Source organism: Ruegeria sp. CDSC025 (assembly GCF_059610805.1).
Genome location: NZ_JBXWOJ010000016.1, coordinates 46875 through 65537, shown reverse-complemented (window position 1 = coordinate 65537; position 18663 = coordinate 46875). Strand labels below are relative to the sequence as shown.

Sequence of the window (18663 nt, the reverse complement as noted above, 5' to 3'; positions counted from 1 at the left end):
AAATTCGGTTCAAACATCTCGTGCCCGTCGCTGGTTGCTCAAGTGAGCAGAGCGCTAAAAACGGCCTCTCGATCAATCCTCCATACTTTCCCTTGCCACCCACCCCAGAACCCCCTATAGAGCGGCATCTTGCGTTCCCCCGGCCGAGTCGGGGGATTCGTATGTCTATCATTCATCCACCAGGTCAAAGGTGACCCTGCATAGGGGCCTTCTGGTGTTTTGAGCAAAGGAAAAGGCGATGAACGCCCAAGAACTGCGTGACAAGACCCCTGACCAGCTCCGCGAGGAACTGGCCAACCTGAAGAAAGAAAGCTTTAACCTGCGCTTTCAACAGGCAACCGGTCAGATGGAAAGCACCGCTGGCATCAAAGCGGCCCGCCGCAACGCCGCCCGCGTTAAAACCATCCTGAACGAAAAGGCCGCTGCTGCGGCATCGGAGGAGTAATCCTATGCCTAAGCGTATCCTTTCCGGCACCGTAACGAGCGATGCCAACGCACAGACTGTAACCGTATCCGTCGAGCGCCGCTTTACGCATCCGGTTCTGAAGAAAACCATCCGTAAGTCCAAGAAATACCGGGCTCACGATGAAAAGAACGCCTTCAAGGTCGGCGATACAGTTCGCATCATCGAATGCGCGCCGAAATCGAAGACGAAACGTTGGGAAGTTCTGGAAGCGTAAGCCTCCGGGATTTTCCCATTTGTCGAAACCCTGGGGGATCTAACAAGACCAGCCCCCACAGGTCGGGAGAAACCACATGATCCAGATGCAGACCAATCTGGATGTCGCTGACAACTCCGGCGCACGCCGAGTTCAGTGCATCAAGGTCCTGGGTGGTTCCAAGCGTAAATACGCCTCTGTAGGCGACATCATTGTCGTCTCGGTGAAGGAAGCCATCCCACGCGGCCGCGTAAAGAAAGGTGACGTCCGTAAGGCCGTCGTCGTACGCACCGCCAAAGAAGTCCGTCGCGAAGACGGCACCGCGATCCGTTTCGATCGCAACGCCGCCGTCATTCTGAACAACAACAACGAGCCCGTAGGTACCCGTATCTTTGGCCCTGTTGTTCGTGAACTGCGCGCGAAGAACTTCATGAAAATCATCTCGCTTGCTCCGGAGGTGCTGTAATCATGGCTGCTAAACTCCGCAAAGGCGACAAGGTCGTCGTGCTGGCTGGCAAGGACAAGGGCAAAGAGGGAACTATCACCTCGGTCGACCCGAAAGCCGGTAAAGCCGTTGTTGATGGCGTGAACATCGCCATTCGCCATACCCGCCAGTCGCAGACCTCGCAAGGTGGTCGCCTGCCTCAGGCAAACCCGATTGAGCTGTCGAACCTGGCTCTGCTGGACAAAAACGGTAAAGCAACCCGCGTTGGCTTCCGCATGGAAGGTGACAAGAAGGTTCGTTTTGCCAAGACCACGGGGGACGTGATCGATGCTTGATACCGCAACCTACACCCCGCGTCTGAAAGCTCAGTACGCTGAAACCATCCGTGCCGCTCTGAAAGAAGAGTTCGGTTACAAGAGCGATATGCAGCTGCCCAAGCTGGAAAAGATCGTTCTGAACATCGGTTGTGGTGCAGAGGCCGTCAGAGACTCGAAGAAGGCGAAAGCCGCTGTTGAAGATCTGACCGCGATTGCAGGCCAAAAGGCTGTTGCAACACTGGCGAAGAAGTCGATCGCGGGTTTCCGCGTCCGTGAAGACATGCCGCTGGGTGCGAAAGTTACCCTGCGCGGTGACCGGATGTATGAATTCCTGGATCGTCTGATCACCATAGCGCTGCCGCGCGTTCGTGACTTCCGCGGTGTTAAGCCTTCTTTCGACGGTCGTGGCAACTTTGCCATGGGCATGAAAGAGCACATCGTGTTCCCGGAAATCGACTTCGACAAGGTCGACGAGGTCTGGGGCCTGGATATCGTAATTGCCACCACAGCGAAAACCGACGCTGAAGCGAAAAGCCTGTTGAAAGCGTTCAACATGCCGTTCAACGCTTAAGCGCCGGGAGGATTGAGACATGGCTAAAAAAGCAATGATCGAACGCGAGAAGAAGCGCGAACGCCTGGTGGCCAAATATGCCGCAAAGCGTGCCGAGCTGAAAGAAATCGCGAATGACGAGAGCAAGCCGATGGAAGAGCGTTTCAAAGCGCGTCTGAAACTGGCGAAACTGCCGCGCAACAGCTCGGCAACTCGTCTTCACAACCGCTGTCAGCTGACAGGTCGTCCTCATGCTTACTATCGTAAGCTGAAGGTCAGCCGTATCATGCTGCGCGAGCTGGGTTCTGCAGGTCAGATCCCCGGCATGGTGAAATCGAGCTGGTAAGGGAGACATAGATATGAACGATCCTATCGGCGATATGCTCACCCGTATCCGCAACGCGCAAATGCGCGGCAAGTCCACTGTAAGCACTCCGGCGTCTAAACTGCGCGCCTGGGTTCTGGACGTGCTGGCGGACGAAGGTTACATCCGTGGCTACGAAAAGATGACTGGTGAAAACGGTCATCCGGCCATCGAAATCAGCCTGAAATACTACGAAGGCACCCCTGTCATTCGCGAGTTGAAGCGGGTCTCCAAGCCCGGTCGTCGCGTATACATGGGCGTCAATGACATCCCGCAGGTCCGTCAGGGTCTGGGTGTGTCGATTGTCAGCACTCCGAAAGGTGTGATGTCGGACCAGAATGCACGCTCCAACAATGTTGGCGGCGAAGTGCTCTGCACCGTCTTCTAAGGAGGTCTGTCAATGTCTCGTATTGGTAAACGTCCGGTCGAACTGCCCAGCGGTGTAACCGCCTCGGTTTCCGGCCAGACCATCGAAGTCAAAGGCCCGAAAGGTGCCCGTAGCTTCACTGCGACTGATGACGTTACGCTGTCGGTCGAAGACAATGTGGTTCAAATCAACCCGCGTGGCATGTCCAAACGTGCCCGCCAGCAATGGGGCATGAGCCGCACCATGGTTGCCAATCTGGTAACCGGTGTGACCGAAGGCTTCAAAAAAGAGCTGGAGATCCAGGGTGTTGGTTACCGGGCTCAGATGCAGGGGAACACCCTGAAGCTGAACCTTGGCTACAGCCACGACGTTGATTTCGTTGCTCCGGAAGGTGTCACCATCACCGCACCGAAGCAGACCGTGATCATTGTGGAAGGTAACGACCAGCAGCAGGTGGGCGAAGTCGCGGCGAAAATCCGCGAATGGCGCCGTCCCGAGCCGTATAAAGGCAAGGGTATCCGCTATAAGGGCGAATTCATCTTCCGCAAAGAAGGCAAGAAGAAGTAAGGACGCAAACAATGGCAAACAGCAAAAGAACCCTGTTTCTGAAGCGCCGCCTGCGCGTTCGGAACAAACTTCGCAAGGTCAATGCAGGTCGTGTACGCCTGTCGGTTCACCGTTCGAACAAGAACATCAGCGCTCAGCTGATCGACGACGTTCGTGGTGTGACCCTGGCCTCGGCCTCGACCCTGGAAAAAGATCTGGGTGTAGTTGGCACAAACAACGTCGAAGCGGCTACGAAAGTGGGCGCAGCCATCGCCGAGCGTGCCAAGAAGGCAGGCGTCGAAGAGGCTTATTTCGATCGTGGCGGCTTCCTGTTCCACGGCAAAGTGAAGGCTGTCGCCGACGCTGCGCGTGAAGGTGGTCTGAAGATCTAAGACTTGCGGGCAGCGCCTCAGCTGCCCCGATGATCCGGGGGCCTCGGCAATAGTCGAGGCTCACTTGGATTGAAACAACGGCGCCGTAATGCGCCACATGAGAAAAGGGATGCCAAATGGCAGAACGTGAAAACCGTCGGGGCCGTGGCCGCGACCGCGACGAAACTCCGGAATTCGCAGACCGTCTGGTCGCGATCAACCGCGTGTCGAAAACCGTAAAAGGTGGTAAGCGCTTTGGCTTCGCCGCTCTGGTGGTTGTCGGCGATCAGAAGGGCCGCGTCGGCTTTGGCAAGGGTAAAGCAAAAGAAGTACCCGAGGCCATCCGTAAGGCGACTGAACAAGCCAAGCGTCAGATGATCCGCGTGCAGCTGCGCGAAGGTCGGACCCTGCACCACGATATCGAAGGCCGTCACGGCGCCGGTAAAGTGGTTATGCGCTCGGCACCTGAAGGTACTGGTATCATCGCCGGTGGTCCGATGCGTGCTGTGTTCGAAATGCTGGGCGTCAAGGACGTTGTGTCCAAGTCGTTGGGCTCGCAGAACCCGTACAACATGATCCGCGCCACCATCAACGGCCTGCAAAAAGAGCAGAGCCCGCGTTCGGTTGCACAGCGTCGCGGCAAGAAAGTTGCTGACATCCTGCCTAAGCGGGACGAAGCGCCTGTTGCTGCTGAAGCAGAAGCATAAGGAGAGCGACCCATGGCAAAAACCATCGTCGTCAAGCAGATCGGTTCCCCGATCCGCCGCCCCGCCGAACAGCGCGCGACCCTGATCGGTCTGGGCTTGAACAAGATGCACAAAACCCGTGAGCTGGAGGATACTCCTTCGGTCCGCGGCATGGTCAACAAGATCCCGCATCTGGTAGAGATCATCGAAGAACGCGGCTAATCGCGAGTTCTTTGAAGACTTAAGAACGCCTCCGATCTGATCGGGGGCGTTTTCTTGTTTAGCCGGTCGTTTTTTTCCGGCTCGTCTTATGGTGCTGTTCAGTGCCTCGGCGCAAACTCGGCTATGACCCGAGCGCCTTTTTTTCTGCAAACTCAATGTCGACTTCATGGCGCAACGAAGGTTCTCTGCCTGGTTTTTCGTACAGCCTGGGGCATCCATCGCAAAAACTGGCTGCTGCTTCGCGTTTGGAATGAGCACGCGGGTTCCAGACCTGCCGGCGCAGAGCTTTGTATTTTTCGTTGTTCCAGATGGTTTCAAGTGGTTCGTCGAAAACATTTCCCAACACATGCGGATCACGGTTCTTGTCGGAAACATATTGGCGGCCGGATCGCCAGAGACAGCAGGGAATCACATCGCCATCAAAGCGAATGACCGTGCTGCTGTGGGGCCAATGGCACCTTGGGGTGAGGGATGATGACAGGGGCGGGCCATTTTCAATCCGATCGGGATCGTCGTCTACGACGTTGTACAGATCTCCATTTGCATCGAACCGTAGCCCTTCAAACGTGGTAAAGGCGTCGATACCAATCTCGTCTACGATGGCCTTCACCTGAACCAGTTCATCCTCGGCGTGATGGGGGAAAGAGATATGCTGTATTTCTATGAACGGAGATTTCAGACCCTTCCTCTTTTTATAGCCAGCCAGTAGTCGCAGGTTGTACAGAACGAAATCCAGGCGTCCGCGAACACGGGTAACCTGAAAGCTTTCCTGCGTCGCGCCATCAACTGAGATTGTGATATGGCTAAGCCCGGCATCGACCAGGTCATGAATCCTCTCGGCTTTTAGCCGATAGCTGAAATGGGTGGTGATATGGCTTTCCAAACCGGCTGCGGTCGTGGCCCGGATCATGTCGGTGAGGTCCGGGTGCACCAGGGGATCGCCATAGTAGAACAGGCTGACGCCAAGCGCGCGATCTTTGATCTGGTCGATGATATGCTGGTATTGCTGAAGGCTAAGCTTGTCCTGTTTCCCGAACTTCTGATCGCTGAGCAAGGGTCGGTCACGACCTGCCGGATTCCCATGGACGCAATGTGGACAGGCTAGTGAGCACAGCGGCGAAATATCAATTTTCACCAAAGACGGCAGCGGGGCGGCTTGTTGAGAGTGAAGAAGATAGCCCCGAATGTTGCGCAACAGGTTTGCCGATTGCTTCAAGGAAGGACGGCGCTGAATCCAGCGCAACCTTCTAATAACGCTTGAAACCAAAGGCATGGAGTATCCTCATTCATGAAGTCGAGGACGCCCTAAACGTGCGAGGCGAAAATGGTAAAACAGGCCGAAATAGCCCGATAGTTCACGGATACGTGATAGAATAGTGAAAATATGGGTCCGTAAAAGAAAAAAGATATTAAAATATATAAATTTGATAAATCTTATCTTTAGACGAGAAATCCAAAGGTCTATTTCAACGAAAGCCTGTAGTGGGATGTCTAAACAGTGTTTTCACTGCCATTCCCTCAATGCATACCGGCCAGACCGAATCTTCTGTTGTTAGCGTTATCTGGCGTTCTTATTTGAGCTTTGTCCCAAATAGGAACGCAAACGAAATCTGGAGAATACGCTCCGGTTTAGAAAGGAATATAGAAATGGCAAACACAGCAACTTTTTCCCGCGAAGGCTTTGGTCTGACCGCCCGCATCACAACTCTGATCGCACGCGTGAAAGAGGCCTATGCCCTGCGCGCCGAATTCGGCCGCACCTATTCAGAGCTTCAGAACCTGACTGATCGTGAACTGAACGACATTGGTATCCGCCGGTGCGATATAAGTGATATTGCGCATAAGCACGTCTACTGCTGAGAACCTGGCAGGATGAACAACACCGAGGCGCCATTTGGCGCCTCTTTTGATTCTGCGTGCTTGAAAGGCACAGGCACGGTGAAATTGCTCACTCTGCATTGTGGATCGTTTGGAAATTTTCCATGAGAATTATTAGAGGGGGCTATGTCCCAACAACGCGATGACGAGGCTGACACAGTGCGAGACTACCAGATCGGCATGTTGTGGGTGGATGGCCCGCTGAGCTTTCTCGAGCAGCTCTGCATCAAATCCTATCTGGATGCCGGTCAATCCGTTCGCCTCTACACCTATGGGAATGTCTCCGGGATACCTGAAGGTGTGGATACCCGCGATGCGCGCGATGTGATGCCTGGCACAGAATTCATTGCGCATAGCCGTACTGGTAGCCCGGCGCCGCATTCGGACAAGTTCCGATACCGCATGTTGGCGCAGGAGCCCGATTTGATATGGGCGGATACGGACGCCTATTGCATGCGTCCATTCACAACGGAGACCGGGCATTTTTACGGAATGCTCGAAGGAGAGATTGCGATCGGCGTATTGGGCATTCCGTCAGACAGCCCGGCGCTGGATCTGCTCATCGAATATACAACGGACCCATATCGGATTCCGCCATGGCTGCCCAAACGATATCAGGAACCCCTTCGTGCGGCACAGGATGCAGGTGATCCGATCAATGTGCCCGCGCAATATTGGGGCGCATGGGGTCCGTCAGCCTTTGCCTGGGCTTTACGGCAAACCGGCGAACACCAATTTGTTCTGCCTGAGCATGTGTTCTATCCGGTGAACTTTACCAGACGGCGCGCTTTGGCACGCCCAAACGCCGATTTATCCAGGTTCTTCCACGAGGACACAGTTTCAATTCACTTTTATGGTCGCCGGATGCGTTCGATCCTGAGGAACAGGTATAATGGCCTGCCAGATCCAGACAGCCTGGTGGGTAAGCTTCTGGCCAAACACCGGATTAATCCACTGGACGCGCCAATCCAAAATGCTGAAGGCTAGACAGTTTGGGTGTTGTTCACTTCAAAACTTGCATCCTCAGCCACAAAGCTGTATCGGGCTCCGGTGGCGTACTGCGCCGCAAGAATCAAAACCAAGAAATGCCGTGTTTGACCCATCACGCTTCGGGGTCATTTCCGGCGAAGGAGAAGCGAAATGAAACTGAATGAATTGCGCGACAACCCAGGCGCCACACCGAAACGGACCCGCGTCGGCCGTGGTCCCGGTTCCGGTAAAGGTAAAATGGGTGGCCGTGGTATCAAAGGTCAGAAATCCCGTTCGGGTGTGGCCATCAATGGCTACGAAGGTGGCCAGATGCCGCTGTACCAACGCCTGCCCAAGCGTGGCTTTAACAAGCCGAACCGCAAGGCGTTTGCCGTTATCAACCTGGGCCTGATCCAGAAATTCGTCGACGCCGGTAAGCTGGACGCCAAAGCCGCGATCACCGAGGACGCACTGGTTGCATCCGGTCTGGTTCGCCGTAAACTGGACGGTATCCGCGTTCTGGCCAAAGGCGAAATCAGCGCCAAGGTGACCCTGGAAGTAACTGGTGCTTCGAAAGCTGCCGTTGAGGCAGTCGAAAAAGCGGGCGGTTCACTGACGGTCACAAAAGCCGCTGCGGCAGAGTAAGCGCTTGTGAGCGGGCCAAGACCCGCTTACATAGACTTCAGAGTTTTCCAAGACGCCGCCCGAGCCGGAAAACGGTTCCGGGCGGTGTTTTCATAAGAGAGACCGATTTATGGTATCAGCAGCAGAACAAATGGCAGCCAACACTAGCTGGGCTGCTTTGGGCAAAGCCACCGATCTGCGCAACCGCATCCTGTTCACACTGGGTTTGTTGATCGTCTATCGCCTGGGCACTTTTATACCGGTGCCGGGGATCGACGGACAGGCCCTGCGTGAGTTCATGGAGCAAGCGGGGCAGGGCATCGGCGGTATGGTTTCGATGTTCACCGGCGGGGCGCTTGGGCGGATGGGTATCTTTGCCCTCGGCATCATGCCTTACATCTCGGCCTCGATCATCATTCAGCTGCTGACCTCGATGGTTCCCGCGCTCGAACAGCTCAAGAAAGAGGGCGAGCAGGGTCGTAAGAAGATCAACCAATATACCCGTTTCGGCACCGTGGCGCTGGCCACCGTTCAGGCCTATGGCTTGGCCGTTTCGCTGGAGTCGGGCGATCTGGCGACTGATCCGGGCCTCTATTTCCGTCTGTCGACTATGATTACACTGGTTGGCGGCACCATGTTCCTGATGTGGCTGGGTGAGCAGATCACCGCGCGCGGCATCGGCAACGGTATCTCTCTGATTATTTTCGTTGGCATCATCGCCGAGGTTCCGGCAGCGTTGGCTCAGTTCTTCGCAAGTGGCCGCAGCGGCGCAATCAGCCCCGCAGTAATCATCGGGGTGATCGTCATGGTCATCGCCGTGATCACCTTTGTGGTGTTCATGGAGCGCGCTTTGCGCAAGATCCATATTCAATACCCGCGCCGTCAGGCCGGTATGAAGATCTATGAAGGCGGCTCGAGCCACTTGCCGGTCAAAGTGAACCCGGCTGGCGTTATCCCGGCGATCTTTGCCAGCTCTTTGCTATTGCTGCCGGTGACGATCTCAACCTTCTCATCGGGTGCGACCAACGGGCCGATCATGTCCTGGCTGCTGGCCAATTTTGGACCTGGTCAGCCTCTGTACCTGCTGTTCTTTGCCTCGATGATCGTATTCTTTGCTTATTTCTACACGTTCAACGTGTCGTTCAAACCGGATGACGTGGCGGATAACCTGAAAAAGCAGAACGGTTTTGTGCCGGGTATCCGTCCGGGTAAGAAAACAGCCGAGTATCTGGAATACGTGGTCAACCGCGTACTGGTTCTGGGTTCGGCTTATCTGGCGGCGGTTTGTCTGTTGCCTGAAATCCTGCGGGGCCAGTTTGCCATTCCGTTCTATTTCGGTGGTACTTCGGTTCTGATTATCGTCTCTGTGACCATGGATACGATCCAACAGGTTCAGAGCCACCTGCTGGCGCATCAATACGAAGGGCTTATCGAAAAGTCCCAACTGCGCGGGAAGGGTAAGAAACGCGGCAGGAAGGGACCCGCTCGTCGATGAACATCATTCTTCTGGGCCCCCCGGGGGCGGGTAAAGGAACGCAAGCGCGTCATCTTGTTGAAACACGCGGCATGGTGCAGCTGAGCACCGGAGACATGCTGCGCGAAGCCAAAACCTCGGGCACCGAGATGGGCCTGAAGGTCGCAGCCATCATGGATGCCGGCAAGCTGGTCACCGATGAGATTGTCATCGGCCTGATCGAAGAGAAGCTGACCGCCGAATCCGGTGCCGGTTTCATCTTTGACGGTTTTCCCCGCACATTGGCACAAGCCGACGCATTGGCGGCTTTGCTGACCAAGCTGGGCCAGTCACTACACACTGTGATCGAGATGCGGGTGGATGACGATGCCCTGGTGGATCGGATCACCGCACGTTCGACCTGTTCGGGCTGTGGCGAAGTTTATAATGACAAGACCAAGCCGATCCCGGCAGATGGTCGCTGCACCAACTGTGGTGAGCAAAAAGAGTTCACGCGTCGCGCCGACGACAACGAAGACAGCCTGCGCACGCGGTTGATGGAGTACTACAAAAAGACGTCGCCGCTGATTGGTTATTACTACGCCAAAGGCGATCTTCGCCCGGTCAATGGGTTGGCCGATATCAAGGAAGTGACTGCGTCGATCGAGGCCGTACTCGGCTAGCTCCAATATGGCCTTGACGCCAAGCGCAAAAGCCCATATCGACCCCCATCCCTAAAGGGAATCAAGATCGCAGGCAGGATTCGTCCTAACTGCCCCGACCACCTCGAATAATACTGGGCCCTCTGGCGTCACTGCCACGGTCAAGTGTTGTGAAAAAAGGTTCCGGAGCTACGGAACCGCAACAAAAAGGAAAGTGACACGTGGCACGTATTGCCGGCGTAAACATCCCGACTGCAAAGCGGGTACCTATCGCCCTCACATATATCACCGGTATCGGCAACACCTCGGCGCAGGCCATCTGCGAAGCCGTAGGCATTGAAGCGCACCGTCGCGTCAATGAGCTGTCGGATTCCGAAGTTCTGGCCATCCGTGAACATATCGACGCTAACTTCACCGTTGAAGGTGACCTGCGTCGTGAAGTTCAGATGAACGTCAAGCGCCTGATGGATCTGGGCTGCTATCGCGGTCTGCGCCATCGTCGTAACCTGCCCGTTCGCGGTCAGCGTACTCACACCAACGCTCGTACCCGCAAAGGCCCCGCAAAGGCCATTGCCGGTAAGAAGAAATAAGGGGGGTCTGACTGATGGCACGCGAAAAGACTCGTACCAAGAAAAAAGAGCGCAAGAATATCGCATCGGGCGTCGCCCATGTGAATTCGACCTTCAACAACACCAAGATCCTGATCTCGGACGTGCAAGGCAACGCCATTGCATGGTCGTCGGCCGGGACCATGGGTTTCAAAGGGTCGCGTAAATCTACTCCGTATGCTGCTCAGATGGCTGCGGAAGACGCAGGCAAGAAAGCACAGGATCACGGCGTCAAGACGCTGGAAGTCGAAGTTCAGGGCCCCGGTTCGGGTCGTGAATCGGCTCTGCGTGCATTGGCTGCAGTGGGCTTCAACATCACGTCGATCCGTGACGTGACCCCGATCGCTCACAATGGTTGCCGTCCGCCGAAGCGCCGCCGCGTCTAAGCGAATTAGAATTGAGCTGGGGCCCGCATTTTCGCACGGCCCCAGCACGTCATTTTGAACCTCGGGCGTCTGCACCTTGTTGGTCATGGGGCGCGGACAGGAATGGAGGGATTACATGATCCACAAGAATTGGGCAGAATTGATCAAGCCAACCCAGCTGGAAAGCAAGCCGGGCAACGACCCTGCGCGCCAGGCAACGCTGGTTGCAGAACCGCTGGAGCGTGGCTTTGGTCTGACTCTGGGCAACGCTCTGCGCCGCGTTCTGATGAGCTCGCTGCAAGGTGCGGCCATCACCAGCGTTCAGATCGACAACGTCCTGCACGAATTCAGTTCGGTTGCAGGCGTGCGTGAAGACGTCACCGACATCATCCTGAACCTCAAGCAGGTCGCTCTGCGCATGGAGGTCGAAGGCCCCAAGCGTCTGTCGATTAATGCAAAAGGTCCGGCAATCGTCACCGCAGGGGACATCAGCGAAAGCGCTGGCATCGAGGTTCTGAACCGCGATCACGTCATCTGTCACCTGGATGATGGTGCCGACCTGTTCATGGAACTGACCGTCAACACCGGTAAGGGCTATGTCTCGGCTGAAAAGAACAAACCAGAAGACGCACCTATCGGCCTGATCCCGATCGACGCGATCTATTCGCCGGTTAAAAAGGTCGCCTATGATGTTCAGCCGACGCGTGAAGGTCAGGTTCTTGACTATGACAAGCTGACCCTGAAGATTGAGACTGACGGTTCGATCACCCCCGAGGACGCGTTGGCCTATGCCGCACGCATCCTGCAGGATCAGCTGTCGATCTTCGTCAACTTCGATGAGCCGGAATCGGCTGGTCGTCAGGACGAGGATGATGGTCTGGAGTTCAACCCGCTGCTGCTGAAGAAGGTAGATGAGTTGGAACTGTCTGTCCGTTCGGCAAACTGTCTGAAGAACGACAATATCGTCTACATTGGCGACCTGATACAGAAGACCGAAGCCGAGATGCTGCGCACCCCGAACTTCGGCCGCAAGTCGCTGAACGAGATCAAAGAAGTGCTGTCCGGCATGGGTCTGCACCTTGGCATGGATGTCGAGGATTGGCCACCTGACAACATCGAAGATCTGGCGAAGAAATTCGAAGACGCGTTTTAAGCGCGTCTTCCCAATGCCCGCGCTTGCGGGGAATGCACGGGCATTCATGCCCCAAGGAGAGTCGGTGACACGCATCGCCGGCCAGACAAAGCAAAACGCTAAAGAAGGAACTAGAAAATGCGTCACGCACGTGGTTACCGCCGCCTGAACCGTACTCATGAGCACCGCAAGGCTCTGTTTGCGAACATGGCTGGCTCGCTCATCGAACATGAGCAGATCAAGACAACTCTGCCCAAGGCAAAAGAACTGCGCCCGATCGTTGAAAAACTGATCACTCTGGGCAAGCGCGGCGACCTGCACGCCCGTCGTCAGGCCGCATCGCAGCTGAAAGAAGACAAAGACGTCGCAAAGCTGTTTGAAATCCTGGGCCCCCGTTATGCCGAGCGTCAGGGCGGTTATGTCCGGATCCTGAAAGCAGGCTTCCGCTATGGCGACATGGCCCCGATGGCGATCATCGAATTCGTTGACCGCGATCTGGACGCCAAAGGCGCTGCAGACAAAGCGCGTACCGCCGCCGAAGAGGCCGCAGACGAAGAATAAGAATGCCTGGCTTTCATGTGAAAACCCCCGTGTCTCGGACGCGGGGGTTTTTCTTATGGAGCCAGTCGCAAGTCCGCTCTGCTCATGGTATGTGTCAGCTTTAGTCAGGGCCCGAGAAGCGTTTGCAAATGTCTGGTTGCTGCTTCTGCGCGCCTTGCCAATGTTCCCGGATCGGGCTTTTCTGTGCGCCCGATCGCGCGCTGGATCTGAAGATCACCAATCAACAATCCCAAATACAAATCAACCACGTCCGATATATCGTTGCTGACTAGCTCTCCATTGGTTCTGGCAGCTTCAAAAAGCTGTGCCAGGAGAGGGGAAATCGTTTCCCGACCTGCCTCTGACAAGGCTTTACCTAGTTGGCCGGTTGCGTCAGCTGCGGCCGCGCGATTCAGAGAAACTGCCTTCTCGCCCAATATGATTTCCAGCAATACCGGCCCAAAGGCGTCGAGTGTTTCGATCGAGGCTTCACGCTGTGCAAGCGCGTTTTCAAGCAACGTTTTTGCTTCCGCAGCGTTTCGTGACACCATGGTGCGGAACAAGCCAAGCTTATCGCCATACCAGTTGTAAAGCGTTTCGTTTGAGCAGCGGGCACGTTTGGCGATGCTCAGCATCGAAGTTCCCGCGAAACCTTTTTCTGCGAGCAGTTCATAAGCCGCTGTTTCGATCTGTTCCTGCCGGGCAGTGCGTAGGTGATCTTTCAATCTGGCCTCCTGAATGGTGTTGACACTCAGCCGTACATCGGGTTACGGCTTAACGCAACCGTACACTTTGTTACGGAAAAAGGAGGCGAATTTGATTTATGAGAAAGATCGGGCGGCCAATGCTGCTTTGTTGACACTTATCGTTTTGCAGATCGTTATGCTGAGTGCTCTCTATGCCGGAGTACCGCCACATCCGCCCACAGTTACACCACTGTTTGGGATCGCGCCTTTTATTGGGGCCGCACTCAGCGCAGCCTGCGCTGCGATCCTCCTTGGCGCCACGGAAACAAAGGCCGGCATATGCCTGACACTTTTAGCGGCACTTCTTGCTTCGGTTTCCTTCGGACCGCAAAAGTACGCAGACGCGCAGTTTCCCCTGATCTGGCCCGCAGTACTCGTAGGGCAGGGGGCCATACTTACGCTTGTCGTTTTGGCATACAGATCGGTTCGCTTGAAACCGAGACAGCTCAACTAATACCTATCCGTCTGACTATGAACGTCGTAGTCAGGCGGTCGGACATGTCAAATGTGGCTGGACTGGCTTTACCTCGTCAGGGTGGTGATGGCTGAAGTCTGGCAGAAACTCCAATACCGCGCTTGCAAACCCAGACATCGCGCCGCATATCCAAAACAGTCCAAAAATTTTCGGGAACTATGATGCTTCGCGCCACGGCCTTCGCTTTATCGCTTTTGTCTGCCTCTGCCGCGGCGGAAACCAGGGTGCCACGTTCTCAGGCCGAAATCAGCCTAGGGTTTGCGCCGGTGGTGAAACAGGCCGCGCCGGCTGTGGTGAATATCTACGCCAAGATCGTGCGCGAAGGGCGCTCGAATTCACTGTTCTCTGACCCGTTCTTTCAGGATTTTTTTGGCGGCGGCTTTGGCGAACCGCGACCACGCGTTCAGAACTCACTGGGGTCCGGCGTGATTCTGACGGATGACGGCTATGTGGTCTCAAACTACCATGTCGTGGGTTCGGCGACTGAAATACGGGTCGTCACGACGGACCGGCGCGAGTTTTCGGCTGAGGTGGTTCTGGGCGATCAGGAAAGCGACATCGCCATTCTGCGTCTGAAAGATGCCGAGGCGTTGCCTTCGATCGACATGCGGGATTCCGATTTGGTTGAGGTGGGTGAATTGGCTCTGGCCATCGGCAACCCGTTCGGCGTCGGGCAGACAGTATCATCGGGCATTATCTCGGGGTTGGCGCGGACCGGTACGGCCACGGGCAATGCGCGGGGCTATTTCATTCAGACGGACGCGGCGATCAATCCCGGCAATTCGGGCGGGGCGCTGATCGATGTGAACGGTGATCTGATTGGCATCAACACCTCGATCCTGACACGTTCTGGCGGATCGAACGGGATCGGTTTTGCCATCCCTGCCAATCTGGTTGCCGAATTCCTGCGACAAGCGCAGGCCGGCAATGACAGTTTTGTCAGCCCCTGGGCCGGAATGGCCGGGCAGCACATGAGTGCGGATATCGCTGAGTCTCTGGGCTTGGTCATCCCGCAGGGTGTGGTGATTTCGGATCTCCATGCGCTCAGCCCGTTGGCCGAGGCAGGGTTGCAGGTTGGGGACGTCGTGACCCATGTCGACGGGGATGAGGTGAACTCGCCGGCAGAGATGAAATTCCGCATGTCAGTGGCCGGTGTGGGCGGCACGTCGGTGGTGACGCGACTGCGCGGCGAGGACCGAGCTGAACTTGAGGTCGCTTTGGTCAAAGCGCCCGAGGTTCCGGCAGCGGAAGTGACGACGCTGAACGATGAAACCGTGATGCCAGGCCTGACCGTGTCGCGGATCAACCCTGCTGTTATCGCGCGGCTAGGGCTTTTGCTGTCGCAGACGGGGGTGGTTGTGGTCGACGCGGGCCGCTATGGCGGTCGGTCCGGGCTGCGTCCGGGCGATGTGGTCGATGGGATAAACGGCGCGCGGGTCGAGCGACCTGCTGATGTCGTGAAGGCGCTGACCGATCCGGGGCGTCGGATCAATCTGGATATCCTCAGGGGCGGGCGGCCGGTTTCCCTGCGGTTCAGGCTGTGACCGGATGAGTGACCTTTTCGATACCGGGTCATCTGACCCTGCGCCGCCTGTACATCGCCCGCTGGCCGACAGATTGCGCCCGCAAACGCTGGCCGAGGTGATCGGGCAGGAACAGGTGTTGGGCCCGGATGCGCCTTTGGGCGTGATGCTGGCCTCGGGCAGTCTGTCGAGCCTGATATTCTGGGGGCCGCCCGGCGTCGGCAAGACCACGATCGCGCGGCTTCTAGCGCAAGAGACGGACCTGCATTTTGTGCAGATCAGTGCCATCTTTACTGGTGTTCCCGACCTGAAGAAAGTGTTCGAAGCTGCGAAGATCCGGCGTCAGAACGGGCAGGGGACGTTGCTGTTTGTTGACGAAATCCATCGCTTCAACAAGGCGCAGCAGGACGGGTTTCTGCCGCATATGGAGGATGGTACGATCCTCCTGGTCGGGGCGACCACGGAAAATCCATCGTTCGAGTTGAACGCCGCTGTGCTCAGTCGGGCACAAGTGCTGGTGCTGGAACGGCTCAGCCCGGCTGATCTTGAGCGTCTGATGCAGCGCGCTGAACAGGAATTGGACCGCGGGTTGCCGTTGGACCCTGCGGCCCGTGATGCGCTGCAGGAAATGGCCGATGGTGACGGGCGCGCGCTGTTGAACCTGATCGAGCAGGTTGCCGCGTGGAAAGTTGAGGGCCCGCTGGACCTTGAAGCCCTGTCGACCCGGCTCATGCGCCGTGCCGCGAAATACGACAAATCTGGAGATGAGCATTACAACCTGATCTCGGCCCTGCACAAATCGGTGCGAGGATCCGACCCCGATGCCGCCCTGTACTGGTTCGCGCGAATGCTGACAGGAGGCGAGGACCCAAGGTATTTGGCGCGCCGGATCACGCGAATGGCGGTCGAGGACATTGGTCTGGCTGATCCGCAGGCTCAGGCGATCTGTCTGCAGTCCTGGGAAACCTATGAGCGGCTGGGCAGTCCCGAAGGCGAGTTGGCTTTGGCGCAGGCGCTGGTCTATCTGGCTCTGGCTCCGAAATCGAACGGGGCCTATGTGGGCTACAAGGCAGCGATGCGCCTGGCCAAGCAATCAGGAAGTGAGCCGCCGCCCAAACATATTCTGAATGCACCAACCTCTTTGATGAAAGATCAGGGTTATGGTGCGGGCTATGCTTATGATCACGATGCCGAGGATGGGTTTTCTGGGCAGAACTACTTTCCCGAGTCCATATCGCGCCCTGTTCTCTATCAACCTGTCGAGCGTGGGTTTGAACGTGAGCTGAAGAAACGGTTGGACTACTTTGCCAAGCTGCGTTCGCAACGGAAACCAGACTAGCACCGGCTTGACTCTTTGGCCGATGCGCGCGACAGACGCGCATGTTTTCTGGGACAATGTTTACAGCGTGGTCCGGGCGGGTCTGCCGCGCGGCGCAAGGGGCAATGGCATGAGTGGCGTGCAGATGATTACGGTTGCGGATGGGGATGGCGATCAGCGGGTGGACCGCTGGCTGCGGCGTCTGTTTCCGCATGTCAGCCAGGGGCGCATCGAGAAAATGTGCCGCAAGGGCGAACTGCGTGTGGATGGCGGACGGGCCAAGGCCTCGACCCGGCTTGAGGTCGGCCAGGTTGTACGCGTGCCACCTCTGCCGGATGCGGACCACAAACCGGTCGAGGTGAAACCGCGGATCACAGATGCGGATGCCGAGATGATGCAGGCTTGCGTGATTTATCGCGATGATCACGTGATCGCGCTGAACAAACCGCAAGGCTTGCCGGTGCAAGGCGGCAGCGGCCAGACCCGGCATGTGGACGGCCTGTCCGAGGCGCTGCGCTTTGGATATGACGAAAACCCGCGACTGGTGCACCGTCTGGACAAGGATACCTCGGGCGTGCTGTTGCTGGCCCGCACACGCGAGGCCGCCAAAGCACTGACCGCCGCTTTCCGCCACCGGGACACGCGCAAGATATATTGGGCCCTGGTCGCTGGGGTGCCGACCCCTTATCTGGGCGAGATCAAGACCGGTTTGGTCAAGGCCCCGGGCCATGGCAGCCAGGGCGAGGGCGAAAAGATGATCCCCGTTCATCTTAACGAAATCAACGATACGCCAGGCGCGAAGCGGGCCCATACACTTTACGCTACGCTATACCGCGTGGCCGGACGCGCCGCCTGGGTCGCGATGGAGCCGATCACCGGCCGCACTCATCAGTTGCGTGCGCATATGGCAGCGATTGGGCATCCAATCATCGGGGATGGAAAATACGGCGGTTCGGGTCAAGAGAACCTTGGCGATGGCTGGGGTGCGCAGTTGGGCGGTGTGATCAGCAAAAAGCTGCACCTGCATGCACGGCAGGCTTCGTTTCAGCACCCGGTGACGCGTAAGAAGATCACTGTTACCGCACCCTTGCCTGATCATATGAAACACAGCTGGGACACATTCGGATGGGCCGAAGACCTGGCTGCGGATGATCCGTTCGAGTCTTTGCAATGAGCAGACCCTTGCGTCTGGTACTATTTGATGTGGACGGTACCCTGGTCGATAGCCAGGGCAGCATTATCGCGGCCATGACCGCCAGCTTTGATGCCTTGTCTCTTCCGGTACCGGATAGGGCGGGGATCTTGTCCATAGTCGGATTATCTCTGCCACAAGCCATGGCACAGTTGGTGCCCGAGTGTTCTGCTGTGGATCAGGCGCGGTTGGTAGAGGGCTATAAACAGGCCTATCACGCACATCGGCTGGAACAGGGAATGGCCAGTTCGCCGCTCTACCCCGGAGCCCGTGAGGTTATCGAGGCACTGCATGCAATCCCCGAGATGTTGCTGGGCGTGGCGACAGGCAAATCGCAACGTGGTCTGGATGCTTTGATCGAAGGTCACGGTCTGCAAGGCTATTTCGTGACCCGGCAGGTCGCAGATCACCACCCGTCAAAACCGCATCCTTCGATGATCGACACGGCTAGGGCCGAAACCTGCGTCGATGCGGTTGATACTGTCATGATCGGGGATACCCGATTCGACATGGATATGGCCGCCGCCGCCGGTGTCACGGGAATTGGCGTCACCTGGGGGTATCACGAACGGCCTGCCCTGGCCGCTGCCTCTCGTATTATCGAAACGTTTGACCAGTTGCCGGGCGCACTGGACGATATCTGGACCTGAA

The 18663-nt window shown here is 56.7% G+C and carries 26 protein-coding genes; 24 read left to right on the top strand and 2 right to left on the bottom strand.

Going from position 1 to position 18663, the window contains the following annotated elements; all coding sequences use genetic code 11:
- The first annotated feature begins 238 nt into the window (after window positions 1-238).
- From rpmC to rpmD, 11 genes are all read left to right on the top strand, one after another.
- Window positions 239-445: a 50S ribosomal protein L29 gene (rpmC, locus tag AC2FH8_RS18235; protein WP_074736205.1), complete on the top strand. Its 207-nt coding sequence runs from the start codon at window positions 239-241 to the stop codon at window positions 443-445.
- Between the two features lie 4 nt (window positions 446-449).
- The gene (gene rpsQ, locus AC2FH8_RS18230; RefSeq protein WP_037311742.1) at window positions 450-680 is read left to right on the top strand and encodes a 30S ribosomal protein S17; all 231 of its coding nucleotides are present in this window, start codon (window positions 450-452) and stop codon (window positions 678-680) included.
- A 76-nt stretch (window positions 681-756) separates the two neighbouring features.
- Window positions 757-1125 (top strand): 50S ribosomal protein L14, encoded by a 369-nt coding sequence (gene rplN / locus AC2FH8_RS18225; protein ID WP_005621870.1) that lies wholly within the window; start codon window positions 757-759, stop codon window positions 1123-1125.
- A gap of 2 nt (window positions 1126-1127) precedes the next feature.
- On the top strand, window positions 1128-1439 hold the full coding sequence (rplX, locus tag AC2FH8_RS18220) for a 50S ribosomal protein L24 (protein WP_142639787.1): 312 nt from the start codon (window positions 1128-1130) through the stop codon (window positions 1437-1439).
- Complete coding sequence (gene rplE, locus AC2FH8_RS18215) at window positions 1432-1992, top strand: 50S ribosomal protein L5 (RefSeq protein ID WP_142639786.1); 561 nt, start codon at window positions 1432-1434, stop codon at window positions 1990-1992. Before rplX ends, rplE begins: the two co-directional genes overlap by 8 nt.
- A 19-nt stretch (window positions 1993-2011) precedes the next feature.
- The gene (gene rpsN / locus AC2FH8_RS18210) at window positions 2012-2317 is read left to right on the top strand and encodes a 30S ribosomal protein S14 (RefSeq protein ID WP_142639784.1); all 306 of its coding nucleotides are present in this window, start codon (window positions 2012-2014) and stop codon (window positions 2315-2317) included.
- A 13-nt stretch (window positions 2318-2330) separates the two neighbouring features.
- The gene (gene rpsH / locus AC2FH8_RS18205) at window positions 2331-2723 is read left to right on the top strand and encodes a 30S ribosomal protein S8 (protein WP_496690420.1); all 393 of its coding nucleotides are present in this window, start codon (window positions 2331-2333) and stop codon (window positions 2721-2723) included.
- A gap of 12 nt (window positions 2724-2735) precedes the next feature.
- A complete protein-coding gene (gene rplF / locus AC2FH8_RS18200; RefSeq protein WP_058272374.1) occupies window positions 2736-3269 on the top strand; it encodes a 50S ribosomal protein L6 in 534 nt (177 codons plus the stop codon).
- Window positions 3270-3280: 11 nt separating this feature from the next.
- Window positions 3281-3640, top strand: coding sequence for a 50S ribosomal protein L18 (gene rplR, locus AC2FH8_RS18195; RefSeq protein WP_142639780.1), 360 nt, complete (start codon window positions 3281-3283; stop codon window positions 3638-3640).
- Window positions 3641-3756: 116 nt separating this feature from the next.
- Complete coding sequence (gene rpsE, locus AC2FH8_RS18190) at window positions 3757-4326, top strand: 30S ribosomal protein S5 (RefSeq protein ID WP_142639778.1); 570 nt, start codon at window positions 3757-3759, stop codon at window positions 4324-4326.
- Between the two features lie 12 nt (window positions 4327-4338).
- On the top strand, window positions 4339-4527 hold the full coding sequence (rpmD, locus tag AC2FH8_RS18185) for a 50S ribosomal protein L30 (RefSeq protein WP_008757946.1): 189 nt from the start codon (window positions 4339-4341) through the stop codon (window positions 4525-4527).
- A 121-nt stretch (window positions 4528-4648) separates the two neighbouring features.
- Here the strand turns inward: rpmD and AC2FH8_RS18180 are convergent, their stop codons facing one another.
- The gene (locus tag AC2FH8_RS18180) at window positions 4649-5662 is read right to left on the bottom strand and encodes a radical SAM/SPASM domain-containing protein (RefSeq protein WP_496690419.1); all 1014 of its coding nucleotides are present in this window, start codon (window positions 5660-5662) and stop codon (window positions 4649-4651) included.
- A 512-nt stretch (window positions 5663-6174) separates the two neighbouring features.
- On the opposite strand from AC2FH8_RS18180, the gene AC2FH8_RS18175 reads away from it, so the two are divergent.
- From AC2FH8_RS18175 to rplQ, 9 genes are all read left to right on the top strand, one after another.
- On the top strand, window positions 6175-6387 hold the full coding sequence (locus AC2FH8_RS18175) for a DUF1127 domain-containing protein (protein WP_142639774.1): 213 nt from the start codon (window positions 6175-6177) through the stop codon (window positions 6385-6387).
- Window positions 6388-6531: 144 nt separating this feature from the next.
- Window positions 6532-7392: a hypothetical protein gene (locus tag AC2FH8_RS18170; protein WP_496690418.1), complete on the top strand. Its 861-nt coding sequence runs from the start codon at window positions 6532-6534 to the stop codon at window positions 7390-7392.
- Window positions 7393-7545: 153 nt separating this feature from the next.
- Window positions 7546-8019: a 50S ribosomal protein L15 gene (gene rplO, locus AC2FH8_RS18165; RefSeq protein ID WP_142639772.1), complete on the top strand. Its 474-nt coding sequence runs from the start codon at window positions 7546-7548 to the stop codon at window positions 8017-8019.
- Window positions 8020-8128: 109 nt separating this feature from the next.
- Window positions 8129-9493, top strand: a complete 1365-nt coding sequence (secY, locus tag AC2FH8_RS18160) for a preprotein translocase subunit SecY (protein ID WP_271951986.1) — start codon at window positions 8129-8131, stop codon at window positions 9491-9493.
- The gene (locus AC2FH8_RS18155; protein WP_496690417.1) at window positions 9490-10134 is read left to right on the top strand and encodes an adenylate kinase; all 645 of its coding nucleotides are present in this window, start codon (window positions 9490-9492) and stop codon (window positions 10132-10134) included. Before secY ends, AC2FH8_RS18155 begins: the two co-directional genes overlap by 4 nt.
- A 200-nt stretch (window positions 10135-10334) precedes the next feature.
- Window positions 10335-10703 carry a 30S ribosomal protein S13 gene (rpsM, locus tag AC2FH8_RS18150; RefSeq protein ID WP_142639766.1) on the top strand — a complete coding sequence of 123 codons (369 nt, stop codon included), beginning with the start codon at window positions 10335-10337 and terminating at the stop codon, window positions 10701-10703.
- Window positions 10704-10717: 14 nt separating this feature from the next.
- On the top strand, window positions 10718-11107 hold the full coding sequence (rpsK, locus tag AC2FH8_RS18145; RefSeq protein ID WP_037311698.1) for a 30S ribosomal protein S11: 390 nt from the start codon (window positions 10718-10720) through the stop codon (window positions 11105-11107).
- A 115-nt stretch (window positions 11108-11222) separates the two neighbouring features.
- Entirely contained in the window at window positions 11223-12239 is a 1017-nt protein-coding gene (locus AC2FH8_RS18140; RefSeq protein ID WP_142639763.1) for a DNA-directed RNA polymerase subunit alpha, read from the top strand.
- 117 nt (window positions 12240-12356) lie between these two features.
- Window positions 12357-12779 (top strand): 50S ribosomal protein L17, encoded by a 423-nt coding sequence (gene rplQ, locus AC2FH8_RS18135; protein WP_142639761.1) that lies wholly within the window; start codon window positions 12357-12359, stop codon window positions 12777-12779.
- 104 nt (window positions 12780-12883) lie between these two features.
- Here the strand turns inward: rplQ and AC2FH8_RS18130 are convergent, their stop codons facing one another.
- The gene (locus AC2FH8_RS18130; RefSeq protein WP_496690416.1) at window positions 12884-13483 is read right to left on the bottom strand and encodes a TetR/AcrR family transcriptional regulator; all 600 of its coding nucleotides are present in this window, start codon (window positions 13481-13483) and stop codon (window positions 12884-12886) included.
- Between the two features lie 657 nt (window positions 13484-14140).
- On the opposite strand from AC2FH8_RS18130, the gene AC2FH8_RS18125 reads away from it, so the two are divergent.
- From AC2FH8_RS18125 to AC2FH8_RS18110, 4 genes are all read left to right on the top strand, one after another.
- Window positions 14141-15523, top strand: a complete 1383-nt coding sequence (locus tag AC2FH8_RS18125; RefSeq protein ID WP_281973751.1) for a trypsin-like peptidase domain-containing protein — start codon at window positions 14141-14143, stop codon at window positions 15521-15523.
- A gap of 4 nt (window positions 15524-15527) precedes the next feature.
- On the top strand, window positions 15528-16841 hold the full coding sequence (locus AC2FH8_RS18120; protein WP_496690415.1) for a replication-associated recombination protein A: 1314 nt from the start codon (window positions 15528-15530) through the stop codon (window positions 16839-16841).
- Window positions 16842-16950: 109 nt separating this feature from the next.
- Entirely contained in the window at window positions 16951-17994 is a 1044-nt protein-coding gene (locus AC2FH8_RS18115; RefSeq protein ID WP_281973760.1) for an RluA family pseudouridine synthase, read from the top strand.
- Window positions 17991-18662, top strand: coding sequence for an HAD-IA family hydrolase (locus AC2FH8_RS18110; protein WP_281995978.1), 672 nt, complete (start codon window positions 17991-17993; stop codon window positions 18660-18662). The genes AC2FH8_RS18115 and AC2FH8_RS18110 overlap by 4 nt, the downstream gene beginning before the upstream one ends.
- Window position 18663: the final 1 nt, after the last annotated feature.

Bases quoted from the DNA above. Each gene is read 5' to 3' on its own strand.
- rpmC (WP_074736205.1), top strand. From the start codon at position 239: ATGAACGCCCAAGAACTGCGTGACAAGACCCCTGACCAGCTCCGCGAG.
- rpsQ (WP_037311742.1), top strand. From the start codon at position 450: ATGCCTAAGCGTATCCTTTCCGGCACCGTAACGAGCGATGCCAACGCA.
- rplN (WP_005621870.1), top strand. From the start codon at position 757: ATGATCCAGATGCAGACCAATCTGGATGTCGCTGACAACTCCGGCGCA.
- rplX (WP_142639787.1), top strand. From the start codon at position 1,128: ATGGCTGCTAAACTCCGCAAAGGCGACAAGGTCGTCGTGCTGGCTGGC.
- rplE (WP_142639786.1), top strand. From the start codon at position 1,432: ATGCTTGATACCGCAACCTACACCCCGCGTCTGAAAGCTCAGTACGCT.
- rpsN (WP_142639784.1), top strand. From the start codon at position 2,012: ATGGCTAAAAAAGCAATGATCGAACGCGAGAAGAAGCGCGAACGCCTG.
- rpsH (WP_496690420.1), top strand. From the start codon at position 2,331: ATGAACGATCCTATCGGCGATATGCTCACCCGTATCCGCAACGCGCAA.
- rplF (WP_058272374.1), top strand. From the start codon at position 2,736: ATGTCTCGTATTGGTAAACGTCCGGTCGAACTGCCCAGCGGTGTAACC.
- rplR (WP_142639780.1), top strand. From the start codon at position 3,281: ATGGCAAACAGCAAAAGAACCCTGTTTCTGAAGCGCCGCCTGCGCGTT.
- rpsE (WP_142639778.1), top strand. From the start codon at position 3,757: ATGGCAGAACGTGAAAACCGTCGGGGCCGTGGCCGCGACCGCGACGAA.
- rpmD (WP_008757946.1), top strand. From the start codon at position 4,339: ATGGCAAAAACCATCGTCGTCAAGCAGATCGGTTCCCCGATCCGCCGC.
- AC2FH8_RS18175 (WP_142639774.1), top strand. From the start codon at position 6,175: ATGGCAAACACAGCAACTTTTTCCCGCGAAGGCTTTGGTCTGACCGCC.
- AC2FH8_RS18170 (WP_496690418.1), top strand. From the start codon at position 6,532: ATGTCCCAACAACGCGATGACGAGGCTGACACAGTGCGAGACTACCAG.
- rplO (WP_142639772.1), top strand. From the start codon at position 7,546: ATGAAACTGAATGAATTGCGCGACAACCCAGGCGCCACACCGAAACGG.
- secY (WP_271951986.1), top strand. From the start codon at position 8,129: ATGGTATCAGCAGCAGAACAAATGGCAGCCAACACTAGCTGGGCTGCT.
- AC2FH8_RS18155 (WP_496690417.1), top strand. From the start codon at position 9,490: ATGAACATCATTCTTCTGGGCCCCCCGGGGGCGGGTAAAGGAACGCAA.
- rpsK (WP_037311698.1), top strand. From the start codon at position 10,718: ATGGCACGCGAAAAGACTCGTACCAAGAAAAAAGAGCGCAAGAATATC.
- AC2FH8_RS18140 (WP_142639763.1), top strand. From the start codon at position 11,223: ATGATCCACAAGAATTGGGCAGAATTGATCAAGCCAACCCAGCTGGAA.
- rplQ (WP_142639761.1), top strand. From the start codon at position 12,357: ATGCGTCACGCACGTGGTTACCGCCGCCTGAACCGTACTCATGAGCAC.
- AC2FH8_RS18125 (WP_281973751.1), top strand. From the start codon at position 14,141: ATGCTTCGCGCCACGGCCTTCGCTTTATCGCTTTTGTCTGCCTCTGCC.
- AC2FH8_RS18120 (WP_496690415.1), top strand. From the start codon at position 15,528: ATGAGTGACCTTTTCGATACCGGGTCATCTGACCCTGCGCCGCCTGTA.
- AC2FH8_RS18115 (WP_281973760.1), top strand. From the start codon at position 16,951: ATGAGTGGCGTGCAGATGATTACGGTTGCGGATGGGGATGGCGATCAG.
- AC2FH8_RS18110 (WP_281995978.1), top strand. From the start codon at position 17,991: ATGAGCAGACCCTTGCGTCTGGTACTATTTGATGTGGACGGTACCCTG.